We start from the raw sequence: 24,178 nt of genomic DNA on the forward strand, positions 1-24,178 counted from the left end.
CCCCGAAGTTACTTTCACTCCTATGAAGAGGGCATGAACCCGACCGCCGACCCGGCTTCGGGCCCGAACTCCAGCACAAACGCCGTGCCCTGGCCCAGCTCCGACTCGGCCCGAAGCGTGGCCCCGTGAAAGCTGGCAATGGTTTTGGCAATTGGCAAGCCCAGGCCGTAGCCCTCGGGCGAGCCCGGCGCGTTGGCGTGAAAGCGCCGAAACCGGTCGAACAGGTAGGGGAGGTGGTCGGCCGCAATGCCCGGGCCGGTGTCTTCCACCCGCAAGGTGTAGCTACCCTCGGGCCCCGCCCGCCCCACCACCCGGATGTGGCCGCCTTCGCGGTTGTATTTAATGGCGTTCGACAGCAGGTTGCGCAGCAGCGTGTGCATCAGGCTGGCGTTGGCCCGCGGGCGCACGTCGTTGCCGGTCAGGTCCACTTCCAGGGTGATGTCGCGCTGCTGGCGGCGGTCGTCCAGCTCCTCGGCCACGTCGGCCACCACGGCGCCCAGCGCCACGGGCTCTTCGCGCAGGTACTGCTCGTTTTCGATGTTGGCGATGAGCAGCAGCGTGCGCACGGTGTTGCGCAGGCGGTAGAGCGTGCGCTGCGATTCCACAATCTGCTGGGCGTGCACCTCGGGCAGGGTGGGGTCTTGCAGCATGTTCTCGAAGCGCGACTGCAGGATGCTGGCCGGGGTGAGCAGCTCGTGGCTCACGTTGCTCATAAACTCCCGTTCTTTGGCGAAAGCCGACTGCACCTGCCGCATCAAGGAGTTCAACCGGTCGTCGAGCCGGCGGAAGTCAGTGGTATCAGTTTCAACGGGTTCAAAGTTAAAATCCGACGGCTGGCGAATGCCCCGCAGCTTGCGCACGATGAGCTCGCGCAGAGGGGCCAGCAGGTAGTGCGCCACGGCGGCGTCGGACACCACCGTGAGCAGCGTCGCGGCAATGAGCACCCACAGCGCCAGCTGCCGCAGGGTGGCCGTGAGCAGCTCCACGGTTTCGAGCGAAGAGCCGATTTCGAGGCGAAACGCCCGCCGGGCGGCCCCGCCGGGCGGCCGGGCAAAGCTCAGGATGCGGAAGTCTTCCACCTGCTCGTCCACCTGCCGGGGCTCCTCGAAAATGCGCTCGGGCGGCAGCGGCGCGCCCGCCGGCAGCGGCGTCACGGTGATGTATTCCTGCTTGAAGATGTTGTAGTCGGCGTAGGTTTCGGCGCGCTCGCCCCGCTCAAACGCCACCAAACCGTCGCGGGCAATGAGGGCCAGCACCCGCCGCTGCTGGTCGCGCAGGCGGTAGTCGGTGTGGGCCACGGCCACGCGCTGCACAATGGGCGGAATGACCAGCACCCCCAGCAGCACCAGCAGCAGCTTGGAAACGGCATTCGAAATGGCCAGCTTGGCTTCGAGACGCATCTTTTGGCAATGGATGAATGAGTGAATGGGCGAATGGGCGAAGACAACAGCGGTAGTGCTACAGCCCATCCGCCCATTTACTCATTCGCCCATTCGCCCATTGCCAACTACTCCGCCGCGCGGTAACCAATGCCGCGCACCGTTTCGAGGAAGTCGGCCGGGCCGAACTGGGCCAGCTTCTTGCGCACGTTCTTGATGTGCACGTCGATGTAGTTGGAATCGGAATCGTCTTCCAGCACGTTGCCCCACAGGTGCTCGCCCAGCTGCAGGCGCGTGAGCACGCGGCCGCGGTGCAGCAGCAGGTAGTGCAGCAGGTCGAACTCCTTTTTGGTGAGGGGCACTTCCTGGCCGCCGTGGCGCACCAGGCGGGCGTTGGGGTCCATGCTGAAGCCGTGGCCGAAGGTGATTTCGGGCCGCTTCAGGTTGAATTTGCGGCGCGTGATGGCCTGCATGCGGCTGGTGAGCTCCAGCAGCGAAAAGGGTTTGGGCAGGTAGTCGTCGGCCCCGAGGTCGAGGCCGCGAATGCGGTCGTCGAGCGCGCCCCGGGCGGTGAGGATGATGAAGGAGGCCTCCTGGTTTTCGTTGAGGCGGGCTTCCTTGAGCAGGTCGAGGCCATCGCCGCCGGGCAGGCCCAGGTCGAGGAGCACGAAGTCGTAGCTGCTCACGTACAGCTTCTCCGAGGCTTCGGCGTAGGTGTAGGCCGAATCGACCAAATACTGGGCCTGGAGCAGGAATTGACGCATTTCCTGGTGCAGGCTTTTTTCGTCTTCGATGAGCAGGACGTGCATGGCGTGGGGCGGGTAAGGGGCGGAATGAGGTTAACGGGTGCAACATACGCCACGGCGGCCTGAAGCGCACATGAAGCAAATTCGCGCTCCGGCAGAAAACCATTCGGGATTGTGGCGTAATTTGCTCGGGCAACCCGTAGCCCATTCTTCTCCCATGACTGCACGTTTTCCTTTCCGTTTTCTTGTTTTGCTGGCCGTGTTGGCCGGTTTTGCCAGCCGCCCGGTGGCCGCCCAAACCAAAGCCGCCCCTAAAACCAAGGCGAAACCCATCGTAACGACGATTTACATCGTGCGCCACGCCGAAAAGGATTCCACCTCTAACCCCGCCGACCCCACGCTGTCGGCCGTGGGCCAGGTGCGGGCCCAGGCCCTGCGCCAAGCCCTGGAGCGCCGCCACCCCGCCGCGCTCTTCACCACCAACACCATGCGCACCCGCGCCACCCTGGCTCCGCTGGCCGCCGCCACCAAGTTGGAACCCAAGGAATACGACCCGCGCCGGGGCCGCGACCTCGCCGACCTCATCCTGAAAGAGTACGCCGGCAAGTCGGTGGTCATCGTGGGCCATTCCAACAACGTCCTGTCGCTCGTCGATGACTTTGGCGCCGTGCCGCCGGTGGACGAAATCGGCGAAAACGAATACGACTACCTGTTCACGGTGCGCGTGGCCGAGGGCGTGTCGCCCACGGCCGAAGTGCGCGGCTACGGCGCCGAGCGCAAGCCCGCCGGCAAGACCAAAGCCGCTCCGGCCGCCATGGCTCCGGTGGCGCCCATGAAGTAATTTTCGATTTTTCGAGTGTTTGCGCGGGGCACCGACGCGGCCGGACGGGCCGGGCCGGTGCCCCGCCGTACTTTCGCGTTTGCCCGGCGCGACTTGCCGGCGTAATCCGGTTTCGCCCCATGCCCAACCTCGCTCTCAAAACCTTTCTGTGCGCCAGCGCTGCCCTGGTGCTCGGCGCCCCAGCTACCCACGCGCAATCCCGCAAAAAAGCCCGGCCCGCCGTTGCCGCTCTCGCGGCTGCCAAAGTGGACCGCACCGACTCGGTGGCGCTGCGCAAAATCTTCGACGAAGCCCTGCTGCGCGGCGAGAGCTACGAGAACCTGCGCTACCTCACCGGCAACATCGGCCCGCGCCTGTCGGGCTCGCCGCAGGCCCAAATGGCCGTGGACTGGGGCAAAGCCACCATGGAAAAAGCCGGCTTCGACCGCGTGTACCTGCAGGAGGTGATGGTGCCGCACTGGGTGCGCGGCAAGGAAAAGGGCGAAATTGTGGGCAACAAGGGCAAGGAAATCAAGGTGCCGGTGTGCGCGCTGGGCGGCTCGGTGGGCACCGGCGGCAAGCTCAAGGCCGGCGTGGTGGAAGTGCACAGCTTCGACGAGCTGAAAAAGCTGCCCGACGCCTCCGTGAAAGGCAAATTCGTGTTCTACAACCGGCCATTCGACGACGCTCTGATTGAGCCAGGCGCCGCCTACGGCCGCGCCGGCGACCAGCGCCGCAGCGGCGCCATCGAGGCAGCCAAGCGCGGCGCCGTGGGTGCCCTGGTGCGCTCCCTCACCAGCGCCCGCGACGACAACCCGCACACGGGCACCATGCAGTACGACCCGGCCGTGGCCAAGGTGCCCGGCGCCGCCCTCAGCACCAACGCCGCCGACCAGCTCAGCCAGCTGCTGAAAGCCAACCCCGAGCTGCAGTTTGAGCTGGAAATGGAGTGCACCACCCTGCCCGACGAGAAAAGCTACAACGTGGTGGGCGAAATCCGGGGCAGCAAGTTCCCGCAGGAAATCATCACCGTGGGCGGCCACCTCGACTCCTGGGACCTGGCGCAGGGCGCCCACGACGACGGCACCGGCTGCGTGCAAAGTATTGAGGCGCTGCGCCTGCTGCGCGCTGCTGGCTACAAGCCCGAGCGCACCGTGCGGGCGGTGCTGTTTATGAACGAGGAAAACGGCGCCCGCGGTGGCAATGAATACGCCCGCCTGGCCGCTCAGAACAAGGAAGTTCACGTGGCCGCCATCGAGTCGGACGGCGGGGGCTTCACACCGCGCGGGTTCGGGTTGGAGTCGGACGCCGCCACCCTGGCCAAAGTGGCCAGCTGGGCGCCGCTGCTCAAGCCTTATAATGTCGACGACATCACCGCCGGCCACGGCGGCACCGACATTGAGCCCCTGAAAGCTGCCGTGCAGCCCAAGGCCCTCATCGGCTACAAGTGCGACTCGCAACGCTATTTTGACATTCACCACACGGCCGCCGATACCTTCGACAAGGTGAACCGCCGCGAGCTGGAATTGGGCGGCGCCAGCATGGCCTCCCTGATTTACCTGCTGAGCAAATACGGGCTGTAGCCGGCGGCCGTCACCAGCAAACAAACCGGCCAGCGGATGGGTCAGGAGCTAGGAAACGTGAGAACCCAACTGTGAACAAAAGGTCTTTTAACAAGCTGTGGCGATGCCTGGGCGCGGGCGTGCTGCTGCTCCCGGCGCTGGCCCGGCCCGCCGCCGGGCAGGGGAGAAGCGCCGAGCCCGTGGCCCGGTACTGGGTGACGCTGCGCGACAAAACCGGGGTGCGCTTCGACGCTGGTCAGTACTTCTCGGCCGAAGCACAGGCCCGCCGCGCCCGCCAGCACTTGCCCGCCTTCGATGCCACCGACCTGCCCGTGCGGGCCGATTACGTGGCCGCCGTGGCCGCTGGCGTTGACACCGTGACGCTGGTGAGCCGCTGGTTTAATGCCGTGGCGTGCCGGGCCACGGCCGCACAGGCGCGGGCCTTGCAGAAATTGCCCGGCGTGCGGGCTGTCAGCCCGTGGCCGGTGCGGCAGGCGCAGGCGGCGCGGTTTTCGGCGCCCGCAGCGGCCGCGGCTCCTACCGGGCCGCATCCTCCCAAACCATTGTCGGCCAACGACTACCTGCTGGCCCGACGGCAAACCGCCCACCTCGACGGCCCGGCCCTGCGCGCCGCCGGCCTCGATGGGCGCGGGATGCGCATTGCGGTGTTTGACGTGGGCTTTCGGGGGCTGCCCGACCATCCGGCGTTTCAGCAGCTGGTGGCCGACAAGCGCATTGTGGCCACCCACGACTTTCTGCGCAACAGCGACAACGTGTTTTTGGGCGGCAGCCACGGCACCGAGGTAATGGGCTGCCTGGCCGGCCGCCTGCCCGGCCGGCCCGAGAGCCCGGTAGGCCCCGCCCTGGGCCTGGCCCCGGCCGCCAACTACCTGCTGGCGCGCACCGAGCAACTGCACCGCGAGCGCTACGCCGAAGAAGAAGCCTGGCTGGCCGCCGTGGAGTGGGCCGACCGCCTCGGGGCCGACATCATCAACTCGTCGCTGGCCTACACGGAGCAGCGCTATTTTCCTGAGCACATGGACGGGCGCCGCAGCCTGATAGCGCGGGCCGCCAACCTGGCCGCCCGCAAAGGCATGCTGGTGGTCAGCGCCGCCGGCAACGACGGCGACAACGACTGGGTGCGCATCGGCACGCCGGCCGATGCCGACTCGGTGCTGGCCGTGGGCGGGCTCGACCCCGAAACCGGCCTGCACGTCGACTTCAGTTCCTACGGCCCCACCGCCGACCGCCGGCCCAAGCCCAACGTGGCGGCCTTCGGCATTGTGCTCACCACCACCACCGACGACTACGAGCGGCTGGAAGGCACCTCGTTCTCGTCGCCGCTGCTGGCCGGGCTGGCGGCCTGCCTGTGGCAGCAGCAGCGCCAGCTCACGGCCATGCAGCTGTTTCGGGCCCTGGAGCAGGCGGCGGAGCTGTACCCGTATTACGACTACGCGCACGGCTACGGGCGGCCGCGGTTTGCGCGCTTCAGCCCGGGCAAGGGCTTGCTGGCCGCCGCACCTTCTTTCGATTTTGTGCCGCACGACAGCTTGGTGGCTGTGGTCATCCGGGCCGAGGCGGCCGTGCGGCCCGCCGAGGTGCTGCCGCTCATGGCCGACCAAAACGGCGCGGTGCTGGCGGCCGAACTGCTGGCCGATGACAAGGCCCCGGCCGATGGCAACACCCCCCGCGTGGGCCGCGAGCAGCCCGTACCCGGCGGCAGCACCCCGCTGGCGCCCCTGCCCGAGCCCAACTACCCGGCCTACCTGTACTGGAACCTGGCCGACCGCCGCGGCGTGCTGCACCGCTACGAAGCCCGCGCCGTGACCCAGCGCCTGGTGCTGCAGGTGCCGCGCCGGCTGCTGCGCGGCGGGGAGGTGCTGCGGGTGCACTTTAAGGGCTATACCGGAAGCTATTCAGAATGAGCAAGGCAATGGCATCCTACTTTCAACGCAAGGCCGCCGCGTCAAGGCACCGGATGGTGATGCTGACGGGCTTGCTGCTGGCCCTGCTGGCGCGGCCCGAGGTGCGGGCCCAGCAAGTGCTGGTGCAGGCCAACGTGGCCGACGATACCATTAAAACCACGTTCGGGCCCAACCGGCGCTATTTCGCGCACGGCTACTTCGGCTACGGGCTGCTGGCGGGCAGCGCGGGCACGCCGGTGCGCTACGGGCTGGGCTCGGCCGAACTGCGGACGGGCGGGCGCCTCAAGGTGCGCTTCTCTCAAAGCCTGGCCCTGAATTTTGACCTTGGCTACGCCTACCAGCACCTCGACCTGGACCAGACGCCCGGCAAAACCGTGCCCACGCCCACGCTGCACCGCCGCGAAAGCCTGGGCCTGCATCAAGTGTATGCCGAAACCAGCCTGCGCTTCAATGCGGGCCGGCGCGGCAATTCGGTGGGGCGCTACCTCGACCTACTGGCGGGCGGCGGCTGGGTGGCCGGCACCAGCCACACCACCGAAGACGAGCCCGGCCCCGGCATCGGCTCCGTCGAAACCACCGAGCGCGGCTTGCCCTACCTGCGCCGCTGGACCGGCACCGGGGGCGCCCGCCTCGGCATCGACCGTTACGCCCTTGTGGCGCGGCGCCGCTTCACGCCCGCGTTTGCACCGGCCTACGCTGCCTGGCCCGAGCTGCCCCGCTGGGTGCTGGGCCTGGAAATCGGCCTGTTTTAGCGGCGATGTGCGGCCCGCTAAATCTTCGGGCTGGGGTTTGTCGTAAAAAGTGCGCTGGCCGCGTGGCGGCTGGTGGCGCGTATAGCCATAGCGCCATTTTCCTCCCTTACCTTCGTGCATCCGGCCACTTCGAGCGCCGGTATTTCTACATGAAAACTCCTTCCTTTAAAGCCGCGGCCGTGTTAGTGCTGGCCGCGGGCCTCGTTCAACTTTCTTCCTGCGTCAGCACCGAGCGGGAAGTGAGCTCCTCGTCTGCCGACCCACGCACTACCTACACGCCGCCGCCGGCTGGCTCCCGCGTGCGCGTGAGCAACAAGACCGTGCTCAACACGGTGAGTACCACCCACGCTTTCTCGAACCCGGCCGCGCCCGACAACTTCATTTTGCAGCTGCGCGGGCCCCGCGTCATTACGGCCCAGGCCCACCTCATCGTGACCAACAGCAAGGGCGACACCCTGCGCCACGAAGTGCTGCCGGCCCGCGCCCTGCTTAGCGAGAAGGCACTGGCCGACCCGCGGGCCGCCAGCGTGCGCGACCAGGAAATTGCCATTCTGCAGGGCATGAACAACTTCTTTGCCGACGGCCACTTCATTCAGCCGGCCGTGGCGCCCGGGGCCGAGCAGCCCGCCGAGATGGACACCAAAACCTGGGCCGCCCTGCGCGAAGACCCCGCCACCGTGGGCTTCGACTTTGTGGGCGCCGGCGGGGCCGAGCACCGCATCGCCTTTGCCCGCAAGCTGGGCAAAGCCGTCATCATCAGTCAATAACAGGCTTGAAGAAGCTTGATTTCCTGAAATTCCACCGTTTCTCTGTTGCTTTTCCCCATGAAGTTCTTTCTTTCGTTCGTTGCCGTTTTAGTGGCCATCTTGCTGTACATCCGGTTTGTGCCTTCGGCCCCCATCAACCCCGTGCTGCCCGTGGAGCAGGGCCAGGAAGAAGTGAATGGCCATAACTCCGAAGTGCCCAAGGGTTCGGGCGAGGAGGAAGAAGCCGGCGAAGAAAACCACAGCAGCACCAGCATCGCGCCCGTAGCTCCCGGCCAGACCTACGGCGCCGCCATCAGCCCCGACGGCGCCCTGCCCATGACGGCCCTGAATACCGCCCTCGGCGCCCGCGACTCGGCCCAGGTGAAGCTGGTGGGCAAGGCCTCGGCCGTGTGCCAAGCCAAAGGCTGCTGGATGACGCTGCCCACCGCCGACGGCAAAGAAATGCGCGTCCGCTTCAAGGACTACGGCTTTTTTGTGCCCAAAGACCTGAGCGGCCACGACGTGGTGGTGAGCGGCTGGGCCTACCGCAGCACGGTGCCCAAGTCGGAGCTGCAGCATTACGCCAAGGACGCCGGCAAGTCGGAAAAAGAAGTTGCCGCCATCACTCAAGACGAGCAGCAGCTCACTTTTATGGCCGACGGCGTGCGCGTGGTGAACTAACATTAGCCCCTGAGCTTGAAAGAAGTAGAAAGGCCACCCGCGGAGGTGGCCTTTTTTGTTGCGTAACGCAAGTAAAAACGCTGGCGTAGCTTGCGCCAGTAGAATCCCTGACCTCTTTTGCCCCCATCTGGCGCCCCACTCATGCCCGATACCCCCGACGTTCACCAGCGCATCCTAGCCCTCACCGAGCGCCTGCACCACCTCAACCACCAGTATTACCAAAACGACACTTCAGAAGTATCGGACCAGGAATTTGACCAACTGCTGGCCGAACTGCAGCAGCTCGAAGCCGCGCACCCGGACCTGGCCCAGCCCAACTCGCCCACGCGCCGGGTGGGCGGCACCATTACCAAGCAATTTCCGACGGCGGTGCACCGCTTTCCGATGCTCAGCCTGGGCAACACGTACTCGGAGGACGACCTGCGCGAGTTCGACGAGCGGGTGCAGCGCGGGCTGGAAGGCGCGCCCTACAGCTACGTGTGCGAGCTGAAGTTTGACGGCGTGGCCATGAGTTTGAGCTACGAGCACGGCCAGCTCACGCAGGGCGTGACGCGCGGCGACGGCACCCGCGGCGACGTGGTGACGGCCAACGTGCGCACCATCAAAACGCTGCCGCTGGCCCTGCGCCCCGGCCCCGACCAGCCCCAGGATTTCGAAGTGCGCGGCGAGGTGTTTATGCCCCTGCCCGTGTTTGCGGAGCTGAACGCCGAGCGCGAGCAAAACGGCGAAGCCCTGCTGGCCAACCCGCGCAACGCCGCCAGCGGCACCCTCAAACTGCAGGATTCCAGCCAGGTAGCCGCCCGCAAGCTGCGCTTCTACGCCTACGCCTTGCTCACGCCGGGCCGCCATTTCAGCAGCCACAGCGCCGCCTTGGAAGCCCTAAGCCGCTACGGCCTGCCAGTATCGGATACCTGGCGCCGCGCTTCCGGCATTGAGGAAGTGCTTGATTTTGTGCACCACTGGGCCAAAAAGCGCTTTGAGCTGCCCGTGGCCACCGACGGCATTGTCATTAAGGTAGACGACCTGCGTCAGCAGGACCAGCTGGGCTACACTGCCAAGAGCCCGCGCTGGGCCATTGCCTACAAGTACCCGGCCGAGGCCGCCCGCACCCGCCTCAACGAAGTGATTTACAACGTGGGCCGCACCGGCGCCGTGACGCCCGTGGCCATGCTCACGCCCGTGCCGCTGGCCGGCACCGTGGTGAAACGCGCCACCTTGCACAACGCCAACCAGATTGAGCTGCTCGACCTGCGCCTCGGCGATACCGTTTACGTGGAGAAAGGCGGCGAAATCATCCCCAAAATCACGGGCGTTGACCTCTCGGCACGTCCTGCGGAGGCTGTTCCCATCCAATACCCCACCGAGTGCCCGGCCTGTGGCACGCCGCTGGTGCGGCCCGAGGGCGAGGCCCATTTCCGCTGCCCCAACGAGCGGGGCTGCCCGCCGCAGCTCAAGGCACGGCTGGAGCACTACGTGTCGCGCAAGGCGCTGAACATCGACGGCCTGGGCGCCGAAACGGTGGGCCGCTTTTTTGAGCTGGGCATGGTGAAAACGGTGGCCGACATCTACGACCTGCCGGCCCGCCGCGCCGAGCTGGTGACGCTGGAACGCCTGGGCGAGAAAAGCATCGACAACCTCATTGCCGGCATCGAGGCCAGCAAGCAGGTGCCGTTTCCGCGGGTGTTGTTTGGGCTGGGCATCCGCTACGTGGGCGAAACCGTGGCCCAGAAGCTGGCCGCGCACTACCGCAGCATCGACGCCATGATGGCGGCCTCGGCCGAAGAAATGGCCGCCGTGCCCGAAGTGGGCGGCGTGATTGCCGCACAGGCGGCGCACTGGTTTCAGCAGCCCGAAAACCGCGAGCTAATTGAGCGCCTGCGCACCGCCGGCGTCCAGCTGGCCGTGACCGGCGAGGCGCCAGTGCCGGCCTCCGACCGGCTGGCGGGCCTCACCTTCGTGATTTCCGGCGTGTTCGAAAACCACAGCCGTGACGAGCTGCAGCAGCTCATCATCTCGAACGGCGGCAAAATCACGGGCTCCATCAGCAAGAAGCTGAGCTACCTGGTGGCCGGCGACAACATGGGCCCCGCCAAGCGCGAAAAGGCGCTGGGCTTCAAAGTCCCCATCATTTCGGAAAGCGAGCTGATGGCGCTGCTGCCCAATCCGGACGAAGCCCCGGCCGCTGATGAAGCCATTGATGCACCAGCTACTTCGGGGCCTGGCGTGCAAGGGTCGTTGTTTTGATGCCGATTAGTCACATAAAAAAAGGCCCGTACAGAAGCTGTACGGGCCTTTTTTTGTGCTACGGGTTTTAATGAATTGAATGCGTAAGCCAAAAAATCAAACCGGCCAGCAGCACCGTCAGCAGCGCAAAAATGATGACGACAAGTCTGTCATTAAGCCGGCCTAACGCCATTCGAATGCCGGTTACCAGCGAGGCTTCCAGCAGGAAAAATGGCAGCGGTAGCAGAGCCCCGGGCACGATGAAGTAGGTGTTGTGCATCTGGATTTCCAGCGAAGGCCGCAACAACTGCTTGAACCCGAGTAACCAAGCCATAAAGAAGAAGGAGAACCCCCAGCAAGCCAGCAACCACGCTGCCTCCACGGCGATTCTCCTTCCCACAGGCTGAGGTGGCTTGGTCACTTAGAAGCTCTGCACGATGTTGTTGCGCAGCGTCTTGGGCGACCAGTAGCCGCTGGCGATGATGCGGCGGATGGTGAACAGCGGGTCGTTTTGGTCGCGTTTCTCGGCCAGCGAGAAGGCGGCCACGAAGCCGCGCTTCTTCAGCTCCGGGAAAGCCTGCGGGTTCCAGAGGCCGAAGGGGTAGGCGAAGTAGGTGATTTTCTTGCCCGTGATTTCTTCCAGAGTTTTGGTGGGCTTGTCGATTTGGGTTTCCCAGTCTTTGCCCTGGTACTTCTTCACGTTGTGGTGGTCCCAAGTGTGCGAGCCGATGACGTTGCCCTCGTCGGAAAGCTGCTTCACCATGGCCTTGGTCATGTAGTGGGGGCGGCCCAGGCTCACGGTCATCACGAAGTACATGGCCTTGTAGCCGTACTGGTCCAGCGTGGGCCGGGCGATGGTGAACTGGTCCAAATCCGTGTCGTCGAACGTGAGCATGATGGGCTTGCTCGGCAGCTTGGCGCCGGTGGTCATGTAGGCGTAGAGCTGGTCGGGCGAGACGGTGTGGTAGCCCGAGTCGGCCAGCATTTTAATCTGGGCTTTAAACGCGGCAATGGGCACAATGTAGTCCTTGGCGCCTTTGGAGTCACGCGCGGTCCAGTCCCGAATCTGGTGGTAGCACAGGATGGGCACCTGCGGCCGGGCCAGAATGGCGGCGGCATTGCCGGCGCTGGCGGCCGGGATAGTGGAGGGGTCGGGCGCGGGCACGGCGTTGGCCTCGTCGGCCGCGGTGGCTTTGGTGCCGGAGGTTTCGGCGGCGGCCGGGTCCACGGCCTCCACAGTGGCGGAGCTGGTGGCGGTTTCGCCGGTGGTGGCAACTTTGGAGTCGCAGGCAGCCAGCGACAGCGCCGCTAGCAGGAGGGAAGCAGAGGGAAATTTCATGGCAACGGGGCCGCGTCGCACGCGTCCGCCCACGCGGGCGGCAGGAAAAACGAGAGTAGTCGCCGGCAATGGCGCGCCGGGTGCGTGCGACGCACCCCTACCTTTGCACAAAACTACTTCCCAAAGCCCGGCATGACCAACACAAATTCCCGCCTTCCGCTCTTTCATGGCACCGGCGTGGCCCTCATCACCCCGTTCACTTCCGACTTTACGGTGGACTACGCGGGGTGGCGCCGCCTGCTCGATTTCTGCATAGAAGGCGGCGTGGACTACCTCGTGGTGAACGGCACCACCGGCGAGTCGCCCACCACCACGGCCGACGAAAAAACCGAGCTCCTGCGCATCGCCAAAGAGCACGTGGCCGGCCGCGTGCCGCTGGTGTACGGCATCGGCAGCAACGACACGGCCGCCGCCGTGGAAGCCCTGCGCACCACCGACCTCGACGGCATTGCCGCCGTGCTGTCGGCCAGCCCGGCCTACAACAAGCCCAGCCAGGCCGGCCTGGTGGCGCACTACCACCGCCTGGCCGACGCCAGCCCTGTGCCCATCATTCTCTACAACGTGCCCGGCCGCACGGCCTCCAACATCACCGCCGAAACCACGCTGCGCCTCGCGCACCACCCCAACATCATCGGCATCAAAGAAGCGAGCGGGCTGATGGAGCAGTGCCTGACCATTGCCGCGCGCAAGCCTAAGGACTTCCTGCTGCTCTCCGGCGACGATGTGCTGACGCCGGCGCTCATTGCCTGCGGGGGCGAAGGCATCATCTCGGTGCTGGCCAACGCCTTCCCCAAGCGCTTTGCCGACCTGACCCGCGCCGCCCTGGCTGGCGATTTTGCCACGGCCCGCGAAGGCCTGTTCCGCCTGCTGCCCCTCAACCCGCTGATGTATGAGGAGAGCAACCCCGTGGGCGTAAAAGCCGCCCTCGAAGCCCTGGGCGTGTGCGGTGCCGCCGTGCGCCTGCCGCTACTCGAAGCCACCGAAGGCCTCAAGGAGCGGATTCGGAAAGCACTGTAAGGAAGCGCGTGTCATTGCGAGGCTGCAGGCCGTGGCAATCCGTCCTGTTCTCAGCGACCAGCCCAATATTGTGACAAACCTAAAATGAAAGCCCCGGCACTGCGCAGCGCCGGGGCTTTTTGGTGAAGGGAGGTGTCTGGCCTTGTCAGGACGGATTGCTGCGTTGCGCTCGCAATGACCACTTAACTCACCAACCGCTGGCCAGCACGTCGGCCACGTGCAGGCACTTGAGCGGCAGCTTTTCGCGCTTGATGTAGGATTCCAGGTGCATGAGGCAGCTCACGTCGGTGCTCACGATGAAGTCGGCGCCGGTGTCGAGGGCGTGTTCCACTTTCTGCTGAGCCATGGCCACCGAAATGGCCTCGAATTTCACTGCAAACGTGCCGCCGAAGCCGCAGCAGGTGCTGGTTTCGGCCATTTCGATGCGTTTCAGGCCGGCTACGCCATCGAGCAGCTGGCGCGGCTGCGGCCGGATGCCGCACTCGCGCAGGGCCGAGCAGGAGTCGTGGTAGGTGTATTTGCCTTCCAGCCGGGCCCCGGGTATGGCCGTGATGCCCAGTACATCCACCAGGAACTCGGTGAGTTCGTGGATGCGGCGCTGCACGGTGGCGCAGGCGGGCTGCTGGGCGGTGCCAGCAAATAGCTCATTGTAGCTGTTGCGGACCATGCCCACGCAAGAAGCCGAAGGACTGACAATGAAGCGCTGGTGGTCCTGCGCAGGCGCGGCGAAATCCTGGAGAAATTTCCCGGCCACCGCGCGGCTTTGGTCCTGGTAGCCGGCGTTGTAGGCCGGCTGGCCGCAACAGGTTTGGTCGGGGTTGTAGTTGACCTGCACACCCACGCGTTCGAGCACCTTCACCATGTTCAGCGCAGTGGCGGGGTAGAGCTGGTCGACGAAGCAGGGAATGAAGATGTCGGCGGTTGTAGGCATGGCCGGGTCTTGTCTTAATGAAACGCAAACACCCCGGTCGCGGCCTCCCGGGCCCGGGCAAACGCCGCCAAATCCAGCCCGGCGTCAACGCCGCGCTCAGCTAAAAAATCCAGCAGGTTCTCGGTGGCCATGTTGCCGGTCAGTTCATCGGCGGCCATGGGGCAGCCGCCGATGCCGCCGATGGCGCCATCGAAGCGACGGCAGCCGGCGTCGTAGGCGGCCGTCACTTTTTCGCGCCAGGTGCCGGGCGTGGTGTGCAGGTGCGCCCCAAACTCGATGGCCGGAAACGCGGGAATGAGGGCCGAAAACAGCGGCGCAATGATAGCGGCGTTGGAGGCCCCGATGGTATCGGACAGCGCCACGATGGGCACACCCAGCGCCGCCAGCTTTTCGGTGAAATCCGTCACGATTTCCGGGCTCCAGGCATCGCCATAGGGGTTGCCGAAGCCCATCGACAGGTAGGCCACCAGCTGCTTGCCGGTGCGCTCGCAGAGGTTGTGCATGGCGGCCACGTCGGCCAGCGCCTGCTCGGTGGTCTGGTTGGTGTTGCGCCGCTGGAAGGTTTCCGACACCGACAGCGGGAAGCCCAGGTAGGCAATTTCGGGATATTGGGCGGCGGTTTCGGCGCCGCGCTGGTTGGCCACAATGGCCAGCAGCTTGGTTTTGGTCCTGCTCAAGTCGAGGCCGGCCAGCACTTCGGCCGTGTCGCGCAGCTGCGGAATGGCTTTGGGCGACACAAACGAACCAAAGTCCAGCGTATCAAAACCGACCTGCAGCAAGGCGTTGAGGTAGGCGGTTTTGGTGGCCGTGGGGATAAAGTCGGGGAGGCCCTGCATGGCGTCGCGCGGGCATTCGATGAGCTTCATGGGCGGGGTGAAGAAGGCCGAAATGGGAGCGTAAAGGTAGTAGCCCGGTCTTGCCGTGGAAGGGCTGTTGGCCGAACTACCACCGGGTGCCCGGTGTTTGGAGGGATGCTATTTAAGATGGATGAAGTAACTCCCCAGCCGATGCCCCGGCTGCTTGCCGGCTTTTTATGGCCCGCGCTATTCGGCGTGCTGCTGGGATTGGCCGGCTGCAGCAAGCCGCAAACCCTACAGGCCCTGTTTCAGAAAGCCACCCCCCACGAGGCCTACGCCCGCCAGCTGCACCAGGCGGGGCTCGACCGGCGCCCGGCCGGCCGTACCTGGCTGGCCGCGGCTGACAACGCCCTGCGCGACTCCCTAGTGGTGACGCTGCCCTTTGCCGAAACCGGCTATTTCCGGCCCGAGCGGCCCCTGGCGGCCAGCTACCGCTACGCCGTGCGCGCCGGCGAGCAGGTGCACGTGAGCCTGGCGGTGGCCCCTGGCGCCAGTGCCCGCGTATTTCTGGACGCTTTTGAGGTGGAGCCGGGCCGCGTGCCCCTGCCCGTTGCCAGCGCCGATACCTTGGTGCTCGATTTCCGCTACCGGGCCGAAAACGACGCCCAGCACTTGCTGCGCCTGCAGCCCGAGTTGCTGGCCGCCGGCCGCTACACCCTCAAAGTAAGCCGCGAGCCCAGCCTGAGCGTGTTCCCCGTGCAGGGGCGCACCGATGTGGCCGTGGGCAGCTTCTGGGGTTCGGACCGCGACGGGGGCGCCCGCCGACACGAGGGCATCGACATTTTTGCGCCGAGAGGTACCGCCGCCGTGGCCGCCGTGGCGGGCTACGTGACGCGCACCGGCGAAACCCCGCTGGGCGGCCGCGTGGTGTGGCTCACCGATGCCGAGCACAACGAGCACCTCTACTACGCCCACCTCGACCGGCAGCTGGTGAGCCCGGGGCAGCGCGTGCAGCCCGGCGATACGCTGGGCCTAGTGGGCAACACGGGCAATGCCCGTACCACGGTGCCGCACCTGCACTTTGGCATCTACCGCGGCGGCCGCGGCGCCGTCGACCCGTTTCCCTTCGTGCGCCGCGCCGAAAGCCCCGCCCCGGCCACGCCGGGCCCCGACCGCCGGGGCGACTTTGTGCGCCTGCGCGAAGCGGCCTGGCTGCAGCCTACCTCGGCCCCAGTCAAAGGAGCCGGCCGTGTGCCTGTAGCCCGCCTCACCCCGCAGGAGCCGCTGCTGGTGGTGGGCCAGCAGGGCGCGGCCCTGCGGGTGCTCACGCCCGGCGGACAGGCCGGCTACGTGCTTGCCAAAGCCGTGGTGAGCGCCAAAGACGCGCCCTTGCGGCGCCTGAACCTGGCCGCCAGCAAAGAGCTATTGACCGGCCCGGCGAGTGAAGCGCCGGCCGTCGGGGCCCTGGCCGCGCATGCGCCGGTGGCGGTTTTGGGTCAGTCTAAAGCTTACAGCTTGGTTCGCGGGCCTCAGAATGAAATTGGCTGGATGATTTTATAATAAATTGAAATTCATCCATAAGTTGTAGGCTGGCTAATGCTTGAGTAGAACCTTTGAATAGGTCAGCTTGCCGCCTTTGTCGTAGTACTCTGTCTTGACCAGGCCCACTGTCGGGTCATAATAATCGACCTGCCGGCCTGCGCTTTTGAGGACGAGGTCGGCGCGGGCGGCGGTGGCCAGCTCGCGCTGGCTTTCCACCACGTAGCAGCGGAAGGTGCCAGCGGGCACGGTAACGGGTGTGGGGGCGGCTTTCACCTTGCGGTCGCGCACGGTGGTGCTCACCTTGGCAATGGCCACCGAAGGGCTGCTCACCTGCACCACCACGCCGCCATCGGGCAGGCTGCTGCCCACGGTGGGGTTGTTGGGCCACGCCAGGGGAGTGCCGGTGTAATTTTTAAGACGCTCGCGAAACGACTTCAACCCGTCGTAGTTGATTTCGGCCAGGCCGTCGGTAAACGTGGTGTCGCGGCGGCAGAAGAAGGTTACGTCCTGCTGCTGCTGTACGTGGTTGGACAGGTCGTAAAGCCCGCTTTTCAAGCGCACGGTGGTGCTCACCAGCGTTTTTTTCTTCTTCGAGGTCGAATCAGTGCTAATCTTTACCACGCGGTACCGCCAGGTGCCAGTGGACTTGCCCTTGGCGTCGAGCAGCTGGTATTCAAGGTTCTGGCCCTCGCGCAGCCCGAAGGGATGGGCGCAGGATGCGGCCGAAACCTTTTGGAAGGAGAGCAGCGACAAATCGGCCGATGAAGGAGCCTGAACGCTGTCGCGCGAGGGTTGGGCCGGGCCCGGTACGGCCAATAAGTTGAGAAGCAGGCAGGCTACGACGCGAGGTGCGCGGGGAATAGGGTAGTGCATTGCGAAAGAGTTGGTAGGGTGAAAGTAGGCAGCAGCTTTCGATTGGGAGGGGCCCCGCCTACGGCAACCCGTTTTGGCGCGTTGCGTTAGCGGAAGCGGGCCCGTACTTTGCGGCCCTGCTGCACCCGCGGGTGCACACTGCTACACCACTTATTCCACAATCATGCCCGAAACCTCTTCTTCTAACTGGGCCGACATGGCCGCTTCCTTGCTGGGCAAGCTGTCGGGCGGCGTCGAACTCAGCTGTGCCTTCGAACAAATGGAGCTCCAGGTGCCCAACCCCCAGAACCCCAGCGCCCCCGCCGCCACCTGGAAGCTGAACGGCTCGGTGCGCATTCGCACGCGCGGCGAGCAGCCCTCGGGCGGCGCCCCCCAATTGCCGGCCAGCCCCTCCGAGCCCGGTGCCTAGCGCCCTCGAAATCGACGCCCAGCTCGTCATCACCTGGAACGGGCACCCGCTGCAGCTGGCCGCGGCGGGTACCTACCTCATTCTCAATATTCCGAGCCAGCAGGTGCTCGACCTGCTCACGGCCGGCCCGCCCAAGGCGCCAGGGGCATCCAAAGCCCCCAAGCCGCCCGGCCCCGACCCGCTGCAGCAAATCAACGACCTGGCCCGGCAGCTGGGCTGGGTGCTCGACCTGCGCGTGGGCGGCAAAACCTACGTGACGTTTGGCGTGCAGCGCAGCCCCAAAATCACGCTGAATGCGGTGCTGGGCAAAATCGGCTCTTTCTTTAAATAGCGCGGTCTTGAGGGGGGGCTAAATTCGGGCTTTTTGCAACTAATTTTTTCCCGATTAGTTTGGAGAGTGTACCCCCTGGCCCGCCTCCATGAGTTCCGAACTAAACCCCAAAAACCGGGTAGATGCCCGCCAACGGTCCTCGACGTTTGGGCGCATCGAACGCATGCCGCCCCTGGTCATGGCGCTGTATTTGGCGCTTATGGCCATCAGCGTCATGTTTGTGGTGCTGGTGGCGGCTTACGTGGTGGCCCGCCTGCAAAGCGGGGTGCCCACGGGCCTGCACCCGCTGCCGCGCTACTTCTCTTTGAGCACCATCGTGCTGGTGCTCAGTAGCTACACCATGGCGCAGGCCCCGCGGCTGTATGCGCAGGACGACCTAGCCAGCCTGGGCCGCTGCCTGGGCGCCACGCTGCTGCTGGGCTGTGTGTTTGCGGGGCTGCAGGGGCTGGGCTGGCGCGAGCTCCTGGCGCACGGCGTGCCGTTTGGTGGCCCGGGCAGCAAGAGCAGTGGGCAGTTCATCTACCTGATTTCGGCCCTGCACGTGGCGCACCTGCTGGGCGGCATGTTGTTTCTACTGGCTTTTTTGCTGCGTGTGTTACACAACGGGCGCGACGCCGTGCGCACGCTGGTGTTCATTCGCAACCCGTACTATCGGCGGCAGCTGCAGCTGTTGGGCACCTACTGGCACTTTATCGATGTGCTGTGGGTGCTGCTGTTTGCGGTATTCCTGTTTCTCTACTAGCCCGGCTGCTGCGCTAGGGAATGACTTCGAGCCAGCCCCGGAAGCGGCGGCCGTCGGTGTAGGTGATGTAGTAGTAATAGATGCCTGTACTGCCCTGGCCGGGCCAGCGAAATTCCCGGTCGGCCGACTCGAACACCTGCTGGCCCCAGCGCGAAAAAATCTTGATGCCAATGAACTGCGAGTCGCAGAAGTTGGGCGGCAACTCGGGCAGGCGGAACTCGTCGTTTTGGCGGTCGTTGTTGGGCGTGATGATGTTGTAGAGTTTCACGGCCACCGTGTCGGGGCTGCGCACCCGCAGGCGCACGCGCTGCTGCTGCGGCAGCGGGCGACAGGTGGCATCAATGAGTTGGAACGTGACCACGAGGTCGCGGTGCAGGTTGGCGGCCGCGCAGCTCACGTCCCAGTGAAAGGTGCCCGTGGCCACGCCGCTGCCATTTTGGGCCTCAAAGCGCATGCCAGCATTGCTCAGGTCGAAGCCTTCCTTGCCTTCGAGCGTGTTGCCGGTGGCTATCAGGGTGAGGCCGTCGCGGTCCGGGTCGACGCCCGTGAAGTGCGCCGTGTATTGCCGGCCCAGGGGCAGCTCCACCAGCGGCAGGTCTTCGCCGGGCTTATTCGCGGGCAGGTCAGAGGTAAGGGTGGGCGCCCGGTTGCTGTACTTCACCACAAACGGCACGCTTTGCGTCACGGCCTGGCGGCCGTTGCAGGGCTGGGTAGCGGCGGCAAACTGAAACGTAAAGACCGAGTCGGGTCCCACCGCCCGGCAGTCGACCCGCCAGGTGAAGCGCCCCCGCTGCTCGCGCCCCGAAGTGCCCTGCGACAGGGTGGCGCCCAGGCCGGTGGGGCTAAAGCCCGCGCCGGTCATTTCCAGCTGCACGGGGTCGTTGTCGGGGTCGGTGCCGGTGAGGTCGAAGCTCACCAAATCGCCGATGCGCACCCGGATTGGCCGCGTAGGGCTGGCCGTTGTGGTGAGCTGCGGCGGGGAGTTGGGCGGCGGCACGGCCGTGAAAGCCACGCGCACGGTGTCGCGCTTGGGTAGGCTGCAGCCGTCGTCGCCCACCACCACATCCAGCAAATACACCTTGCCCTGCGAGTTCAGGCACTCCGGGAAGCACAGCGTGGCCGTGAGGGTGTCGGGCGAGCCCGGGCTGCGCACCGCCCCGCTCGAAGCGGTGGAAAAGCTGGGCAGCAGGCCCGTAAAGTTGACCGGGCTGAGCGACAGCGTCAGGCGGGAGTTGGGGTCGGGGTCGGTGAAGCGCAGGCGGACGCAGTGGTTGCCGCCCGGCACCAGTCGCAGCGTGTCGCGCTTGGGGCGGTAGGGGGTTGGGTTGCCGGGGCTGGGAAACAACACCAGGTTGGGCTTGGTGTTGGGCGAGCAGTTGAGCACCATGAGCTGAAAGTCGCGGCGCGACTCGCCGATTTTTTCGCCCTTGCGGTACTCGGAGCAGCGCACGCCAAACACGAACAAGCCCAGGTCGGTGGGCCGCACGGTGAGGCGGCCGGTGGCCCGGTTGATGCTCAGCGTAGGACTGCCCGGAATCTGGTTGAGGGTGCTCAGGCCACCGCTCCAGGCAATGGGCGCGTAGGGCGCCGGCTCGGCCGAGGCCGGCTTCGGCGTGTTGGTGTTGGAGTGGCCGTTGAGGGGCGTCACCATGTCGTAGACCAGCGAGTCGCCGTCGGCGTCCTGGCCGCCAAAGTCGTAGTAAAACAGCTCGTTGCGGCAGGCGTAGTCGGCCAGGGGCGGGAAAATGCGCGGCGTCGAGTCGTAAAACGGCTGGCCGCGGCGCACCACCGCCGGAAACTCCAGGTAGAAGGCCTGGGCCGCATTGCCGGGCGCCACAATGTTGCTGATGCTGTTGTTGCGGCAGCAGCGCTCCACCGCCACGTAGTAGCCCTGCACGCTGCTGTAGGTGCCCGGCGGCAGCGTGATGACCTTGCTGTACACCAGCCGCCGGGTGCTGAGCGTGGGCTTGGCACAGGCCGGGTTGGTGTAGTTCACGAAGGTGTTGCTGGTGAGCGGCAGCACCACGTTGGCCATGCGTTGGTTGGTGGCTTTCTCGAAGATGCTGGCGGTCAGGTCGGCGTCGAGGGCGCTGGCGCTGCCGTTAGCTGCGTCAAAATACAGGTTGAGCAGCAGCGTGTACGTTTCGCCGCTGTTGTGCACCAGCTCCATCTCGCCGCCCACGATGTGCGTGGCCTGCGCCGGGTGGGCCATCCCCAATAATCCACTCAGCAGCACCAAAAGCAGCCGCGCCGCGCCCGGCAGACGAAGGGGGATGGACATGGGTAGCGGAAAAAGCGTAGAAAATCCTGAATTAAGCCGAAATATACGCCCGATGCGGCCAACTTCCGGCATGCTGGCCCGTTTGCCAACGGGTTGAACCGCCGTACCTTGGCCCAGGCAAAGCCCGGCTCACCAACCGCCTCCTTTCCCTTATCACTGCCATTCAATTTTTTATATGCGTCGCTTCTTCTACGCTTTTCTCGCCCCGTGTTTGTTGTGGGCTGCGGCCCCGCTGGCGGCCCAAACCGTGCCCGTCGCCACCGGGACTAGCCTGCTACCCCGGCCCGACCAGGATGCCGGTTTGCTGTGCGCCAAAGCGCACGTGAACGCCGCGGCGCGCACGGCCACGTCGTCGGTGCGGCACCGCGCAAAAATGGAGCGCTACGACGTGAAGTACTATAAGCTGGACCTGGCCATGGAAAACAACTCGCTGAACGTGGCCGGCTCGGTGTGGATGCGCGTGCGGGTGCGCGGCACCCAGGCCCTCGATTCGCTGGCGTTTGAGCTCTACCAGGCCCCGACCGGCTCGCCCGCCGGCACGGCCACGCTGCTCATCGACTCGGTGGTGGTGAACGGGCGGCGCTCGCCCGGCATCCGGCGCAGCGGCAACGACGCCACCGCCGCGCTGGCCCAGCCGGCCGCCGTGGGCACCTTGGCCGATGCCCGCATCTATTACCACGGCACGGCCCCGAGCGGCAACTCGGCCGCCATCGGCAACGGCCTGAGCACGGCCAGTACCGTGCACCTCGAAACCAACTCCGGCTCTAATACTTTTCCCTACAACGTCACGTGGTCTCTGTCGGAGCCGTTTTCGGCCCATGAGTGGTTTCCGTGCAAGCAGGTGCTCACCGACAAGGCCGATTCCTCCGACGTGTGGGTGACCACCACGCTGCCCAACAAAGTGGGTTCCAACGGCGTGCTAAACCGCACCGTACCGCTGCCCAATAACAAGGTGCGCTACGAGTGGAAGTCGCGCAATCCCATCGACTACTACTTGATTTCGGTGTCGGTGGCGCCCTACGTTGAATATCTCACCTTCGCGCACCCGGCCGGTGGGCCGACCGTCCCCATCGTCAACTACGTCTACAACCAGAGCTACCTCAACTTCTGGCAATCAAGCATCGACCGCACAGCGGGTTTCATTGAGAATTACTCGGCGCTGGTGGGACTCTATCCTTTTGCCAACGAGAAATACGGCCACACCACGGTGCCCATCTACGGCGGCATGGAGCACCAGACCATGACTTCGCAGGACGGCTTCGAGTTCACCCTTACGGCCCACGAGCTGTTTCACCAATGGTTTGGCGACAACGTGACCTGCGCCACTTGGGAAGACATCTGGCTGAACGAAAGCTTCGCCTCCTACGGCGAGTACCTGTCGCTGCAGGCCTTTGGCCAGCCCGGCGACGCCCGCTACTGGATGAACACCGCCCACTCCTATGCGCAGTCCTCGTCGGGCACCATCTACGTGCCCGATACCACCAACGTAAACCGCATTTTCGACTACTTCCTCTCCTACAAGAAGGGCGCGGGCGTGGTGCACATGCTGCGCTACCTGTTGAACGACGACGCCAAGTTTTTCCGGGCGCTGCGCACGTACCAAACCCAGTTCCGTGGCTCGACGGCGCGCACGGCCGACCTGCAGCGCATTTTCGAGGCCGAGGCCGGGCGTCCGCTGGGCTACTTCTTTCAGCAGTGGTTTCGGGGCCGTGGCTATCCCACGTTCAACGGGCGCTGGAACCAGGGCGGCAACAACTTCGTGCTGCGCGTCACCGAAACGGCTTCGGTGCCGGGCACCACGCCCTTCTTCGAAACCGACGTCGACTACCGCCTCTCCTTCTCAAACGGCACCACCCAAACCGTGCGCCTGCACCAAGCCAACCCCACCGAAACCTACCTGCTGACCGTGAATGGCACCGTCACGAGCGTGGCCGTCGACCCCGACCAGTGGGTGCTCGACCTGCCAGCTTCCGGCGCCGTGCGCGACAATACCCTGCTCGCCACGCAGCCAGCCTCGAAAGCACCGGTGCTGGCCCTGTTCCCCAACCCGTGCCGCGACGAGCTGCAGCTGCCCGGGGCGCCGGCGGCCACGGCCCTGGTGCTCGATGCCACGGGCCGCGTGGTGATGCGCGAGCGCATTCTGGCCGGCCAGCCCCGGCTCAACACCCGCACCCTGGCGCCGGGCCTCTACCACCTGCGGCTGCTCAGTGGCAGCGGCGAGTTGCTGGGGCAAGGCCGTTTCGTGCGCGAGTAGCTTTCGCCTAAACAAAAAAAGGACGCCGGCGCATGGGGCCGGCGTCCTTTTTTTATGTGCTAACTGCGCCTCAAAACGTGTCGTGGTATTCGCGGATGCGGGCCTGGGTGGCCGGGTCGGGCATCGGGGCATCGAGCAGGCTTTTGAGCAGCTCCTCAAACGAGCCGGCCGGCGTGAAGCAGGGCTCCAGCATGGCGTTGGTGGCGAGGCGGATGAAGAAAGGTTCGCCGTTGAGGGCCACCAGGTCGATGGTGATGAGGCCGAAGCGCTGGTTGCAGTGGCCGGTGGTGGGGCAGTCGGTGGGGTTGGGCTTGAAAAGCTGTTTGAGGGTGGTTTCGGTGTGGCCGGCGCGCTGCTTCACGCCGCGGTCGGCGCAGGCGCGGTGGTAGCCCAGGGCCAGCACCCGTTCGCCCAGGTGCTCGTAGAAGTGCCGGAAGTTGCCCGGCCCGATGCTGTCGTCGAAGAACAGCAGCACGCCCTGGCGGCCGCTTTCGCGCAACGGCTCCACGCGCAGGCCGCGGCTGCCGCCGGCCCCGCCTTTGTGCAGGTGGTAGGCCTTGTAATACGGTCCCAGCCAGTTCAGAAACACGCGTTGCTCCACCCAGCGGGCGTGCCGGGCCGCTTGGCCCGGCGACAGCTTCACCGAGCGCCACGCGGGGCGAGCGGTGCCGTGCGGCCGAAATAATTTCTGGAGAAAATTGAACAAGAGCGGAAGCGTTAATGGAGTCGAAACACCGGCTGGGGCAAATAGTTTAGCGGGCTTGGGTGGGCACGGCGCCGGTTTGGGCGCGTGCGGGGCCGGTTTTGTCCGGCGCTTGCCGATATCGT

The 24,178-nt window shown here is 65.4% G+C and carries 22 protein-coding genes; 13 read left to right on the forward strand and 9 right to left on the reverse strand.

The window, feature by feature from the left end; translation table 11 throughout:
- Positions 1–20 precede the first annotated feature (20 nt).
- On the reverse strand, positions 21–1,400 hold the full coding sequence (locus IC234_RS03260) for a sensor histidine kinase (RefSeq protein WP_190922390.1): 1,380 nt from the start codon (positions 1,398–1,400) through the stop codon (positions 21–23).
- 107 nt (positions 1,401–1,507) lie between these two features.
- The gene (locus IC234_RS03265) at positions 1,508–2,188 is read right to left on the reverse strand and encodes a response regulator transcription factor (RefSeq protein WP_190922391.1); all 681 of its coding nucleotides are present in this window, start codon (positions 2,186–2,188) and stop codon (positions 1,508–1,510) included.
- Positions 2,189–2,342: 154 nt separating this feature from the next.
- On the opposite strand from IC234_RS03265, the gene IC234_RS03270 reads away from it, so the two are divergent.
- The 7 genes from IC234_RS03270 to ligA all read left to right on the forward strand — a co-directional run bounded on the left by IC234_RS03270 (position 2,343) and on the right by ligA (position 10,855).
- Positions 2,343–2,966, forward strand: coding sequence for a phosphoglycerate mutase family protein (locus tag IC234_RS03270; RefSeq protein ID WP_190922392.1), 624 nt, complete (start codon positions 2,343–2,345; stop codon positions 2,964–2,966).
- Positions 2,967–3,085: 119 nt separating this feature from the next.
- Positions 3,086–4,528, forward strand: coding sequence for a M20/M25/M40 family metallo-hydrolase (locus IC234_RS03275; protein ID WP_190922393.1), 1,443 nt, complete (start codon positions 3,086–3,088; stop codon positions 4,526–4,528).
- A gap of 71 nt (positions 4,529–4,599) precedes the next feature.
- Entirely contained in the window at positions 4,600–6,432 is a 1,833-nt protein-coding gene (locus tag IC234_RS03280; RefSeq protein WP_190922394.1) for a S8 family serine peptidase, read from the forward strand.
- Between the two features lie 8 nt (positions 6,433–6,440).
- Entirely contained in the window at positions 6,441–7,184 is a 744-nt protein-coding gene (locus IC234_RS03285; RefSeq protein ID WP_190922395.1) for a hypothetical protein, read from the forward strand.
- Positions 7,185–7,333: 149 nt separating this feature from the next.
- Complete coding sequence (locus tag IC234_RS03290; RefSeq protein WP_190922396.1) at positions 7,334–7,951, forward strand: hypothetical protein; 618 nt, start codon at positions 7,334–7,336, stop codon at positions 7,949–7,951.
- A gap of 57 nt (positions 7,952–8,008) precedes the next feature.
- The gene (locus IC234_RS03295) at positions 8,009–8,611 is read left to right on the forward strand and encodes a DUF4920 domain-containing protein (RefSeq protein ID WP_190922397.1); all 603 of its coding nucleotides are present in this window, start codon (positions 8,009–8,011) and stop codon (positions 8,609–8,611) included.
- A gap of 141 nt (positions 8,612–8,752) precedes the next feature.
- Positions 8,753–10,855, forward strand: coding sequence for an NAD-dependent DNA ligase LigA (gene ligA, locus IC234_RS03300; RefSeq protein ID WP_190922398.1), 2,103 nt, complete (start codon positions 8,753–8,755; stop codon positions 10,853–10,855).
- A 67-nt stretch (positions 10,856–10,922) separates the two neighbouring features.
- Here the strand turns inward: ligA and IC234_RS03305 are convergent, their stop codons facing one another.
- On the reverse strand, positions 10,923–11,168 hold the full coding sequence (locus IC234_RS03305; protein ID WP_190922399.1) for a hypothetical protein: 246 nt from the start codon (positions 11,166–11,168) through the stop codon (positions 10,923–10,925).
- Between the two features lie 87 nt (positions 11,169–11,255).
- On the reverse strand, positions 11,256–12,173 hold the full coding sequence (locus tag IC234_RS03310; RefSeq protein ID WP_190922400.1) for a polysaccharide deacetylase family protein: 918 nt from the start codon (positions 12,171–12,173) through the stop codon (positions 11,256–11,258).
- Positions 12,174–12,305: 132 nt separating this feature from the next.
- Between IC234_RS03310 and dapA the strand changes: the two genes are divergently transcribed.
- Positions 12,306–13,190 (forward strand): 4-hydroxy-tetrahydrodipicolinate synthase, encoded by an 885-nt coding sequence (gene dapA, locus IC234_RS03315; protein ID WP_190922401.1) that lies wholly within the window; start codon positions 12,306–12,308, stop codon positions 13,188–13,190.
- A 187-nt stretch (positions 13,191–13,377) separates the two neighbouring features.
- On the opposite strand, the gene IC234_RS03320 is transcribed toward dapA, so the two are convergent.
- Both IC234_RS03320 and IC234_RS03325 read right to left on the reverse strand, forming a co-directional pair.
- Positions 13,378–14,121 carry a (Fe-S)-binding protein gene (locus IC234_RS03320; RefSeq protein ID WP_190922402.1) on the reverse strand — a complete coding sequence of 248 codons (744 nt, stop codon included), beginning with the start codon at positions 14,119–14,121 and terminating at the stop codon, positions 13,378–13,380.
- A 14-nt stretch (positions 14,122–14,135) separates the two neighbouring features.
- Positions 14,136–14,987, reverse strand: coding sequence for a hydroxymethylglutaryl-CoA lyase (locus tag IC234_RS03325; protein ID WP_190922403.1), 852 nt, complete (start codon positions 14,985–14,987; stop codon positions 14,136–14,138).
- A gap of 141 nt (positions 14,988–15,128) precedes the next feature.
- Between IC234_RS03325 and IC234_RS03330 the strand changes: the two genes are divergently transcribed.
- Positions 15,129–16,478 carry a M23 family metallopeptidase gene (locus tag IC234_RS03330; protein WP_190922404.1) on the forward strand — a complete coding sequence of 450 codons (1,350 nt, stop codon included), beginning with the start codon at positions 15,129–15,131 and terminating at the stop codon, positions 16,476–16,478.
- Between the two features lie 33 nt (positions 16,479–16,511).
- Here the strand turns inward: IC234_RS03330 and IC234_RS03335 are convergent, their stop codons facing one another.
- Complete coding sequence (locus IC234_RS03335; protein ID WP_190922405.1) at positions 16,512–17,333, reverse strand: TapB family protein; 822 nt, start codon at positions 17,331–17,333, stop codon at positions 16,512–16,514.
- A gap of 163 nt (positions 17,334–17,496) precedes the next feature.
- Here IC234_RS03335 and IC234_RS03340 point away from each other — a divergent pair, with 163 nt between their 5' ends.
- From IC234_RS03340 to IC234_RS03350, 3 genes are all read left to right on the forward strand, one after another.
- A complete protein-coding gene (locus IC234_RS03340) occupies positions 17,497–17,742 on the forward strand; it encodes a hypothetical protein (protein WP_190922406.1) in 246 nt (81 codons plus the stop codon).
- A complete protein-coding gene (locus IC234_RS03345) occupies positions 17,735–18,073 on the forward strand; it encodes a hypothetical protein (RefSeq protein WP_190922407.1) in 339 nt (112 codons plus the stop codon). The genes IC234_RS03340 and IC234_RS03345 overlap by 8 nt, the downstream gene beginning before the upstream one ends.
- 88 nt (positions 18,074–18,161) lie before the next feature.
- Positions 18,162–18,815, forward strand: a complete 654-nt coding sequence (locus IC234_RS03350; protein ID WP_190922408.1) for a cytochrome c oxidase subunit 3 — start codon at positions 18,162–18,164, stop codon at positions 18,813–18,815.
- Positions 18,816–18,828: 13 nt separating this feature from the next.
- Here IC234_RS03350 and IC234_RS03355 read toward each other — a convergent pair whose 3' ends face one another.
- Entirely contained in the window at positions 18,829–21,096 is a 2,268-nt protein-coding gene (locus tag IC234_RS03355) for a T9SS type B sorting domain-containing protein (protein WP_190922409.1), read from the reverse strand.
- 175 nt (positions 21,097–21,271) lie between these two features.
- Here IC234_RS03355 and IC234_RS03360 point away from each other — a divergent pair, with 175 nt between their 5' ends.
- The gene (locus IC234_RS03360; RefSeq protein WP_190922410.1) at positions 21,272–23,350 is read left to right on the forward strand and encodes a M1 family metallopeptidase; all 2,079 of its coding nucleotides are present in this window, start codon (positions 21,272–21,274) and stop codon (positions 23,348–23,350) included.
- 70 nt (positions 23,351–23,420) lie between these two features.
- Here the strand turns inward: IC234_RS03360 and IC234_RS03365 are convergent, their stop codons facing one another.
- Complete coding sequence (locus IC234_RS03365; RefSeq protein ID WP_190922411.1) at positions 23,421–24,056, reverse strand: hypothetical protein; 636 nt, start codon at positions 24,054–24,056, stop codon at positions 23,421–23,423.
- Between the last annotated feature and the right edge of the window lie 122 nt (positions 24,057–24,178).

It is taken from the genome of Hymenobacter armeniacus (assembly GCF_014699055.1).
Lineage (GTDB): Bacteria > Bacteroidota > Bacteroidia > Cytophagales > Hymenobacteraceae > Hymenobacter > Hymenobacter armeniacus.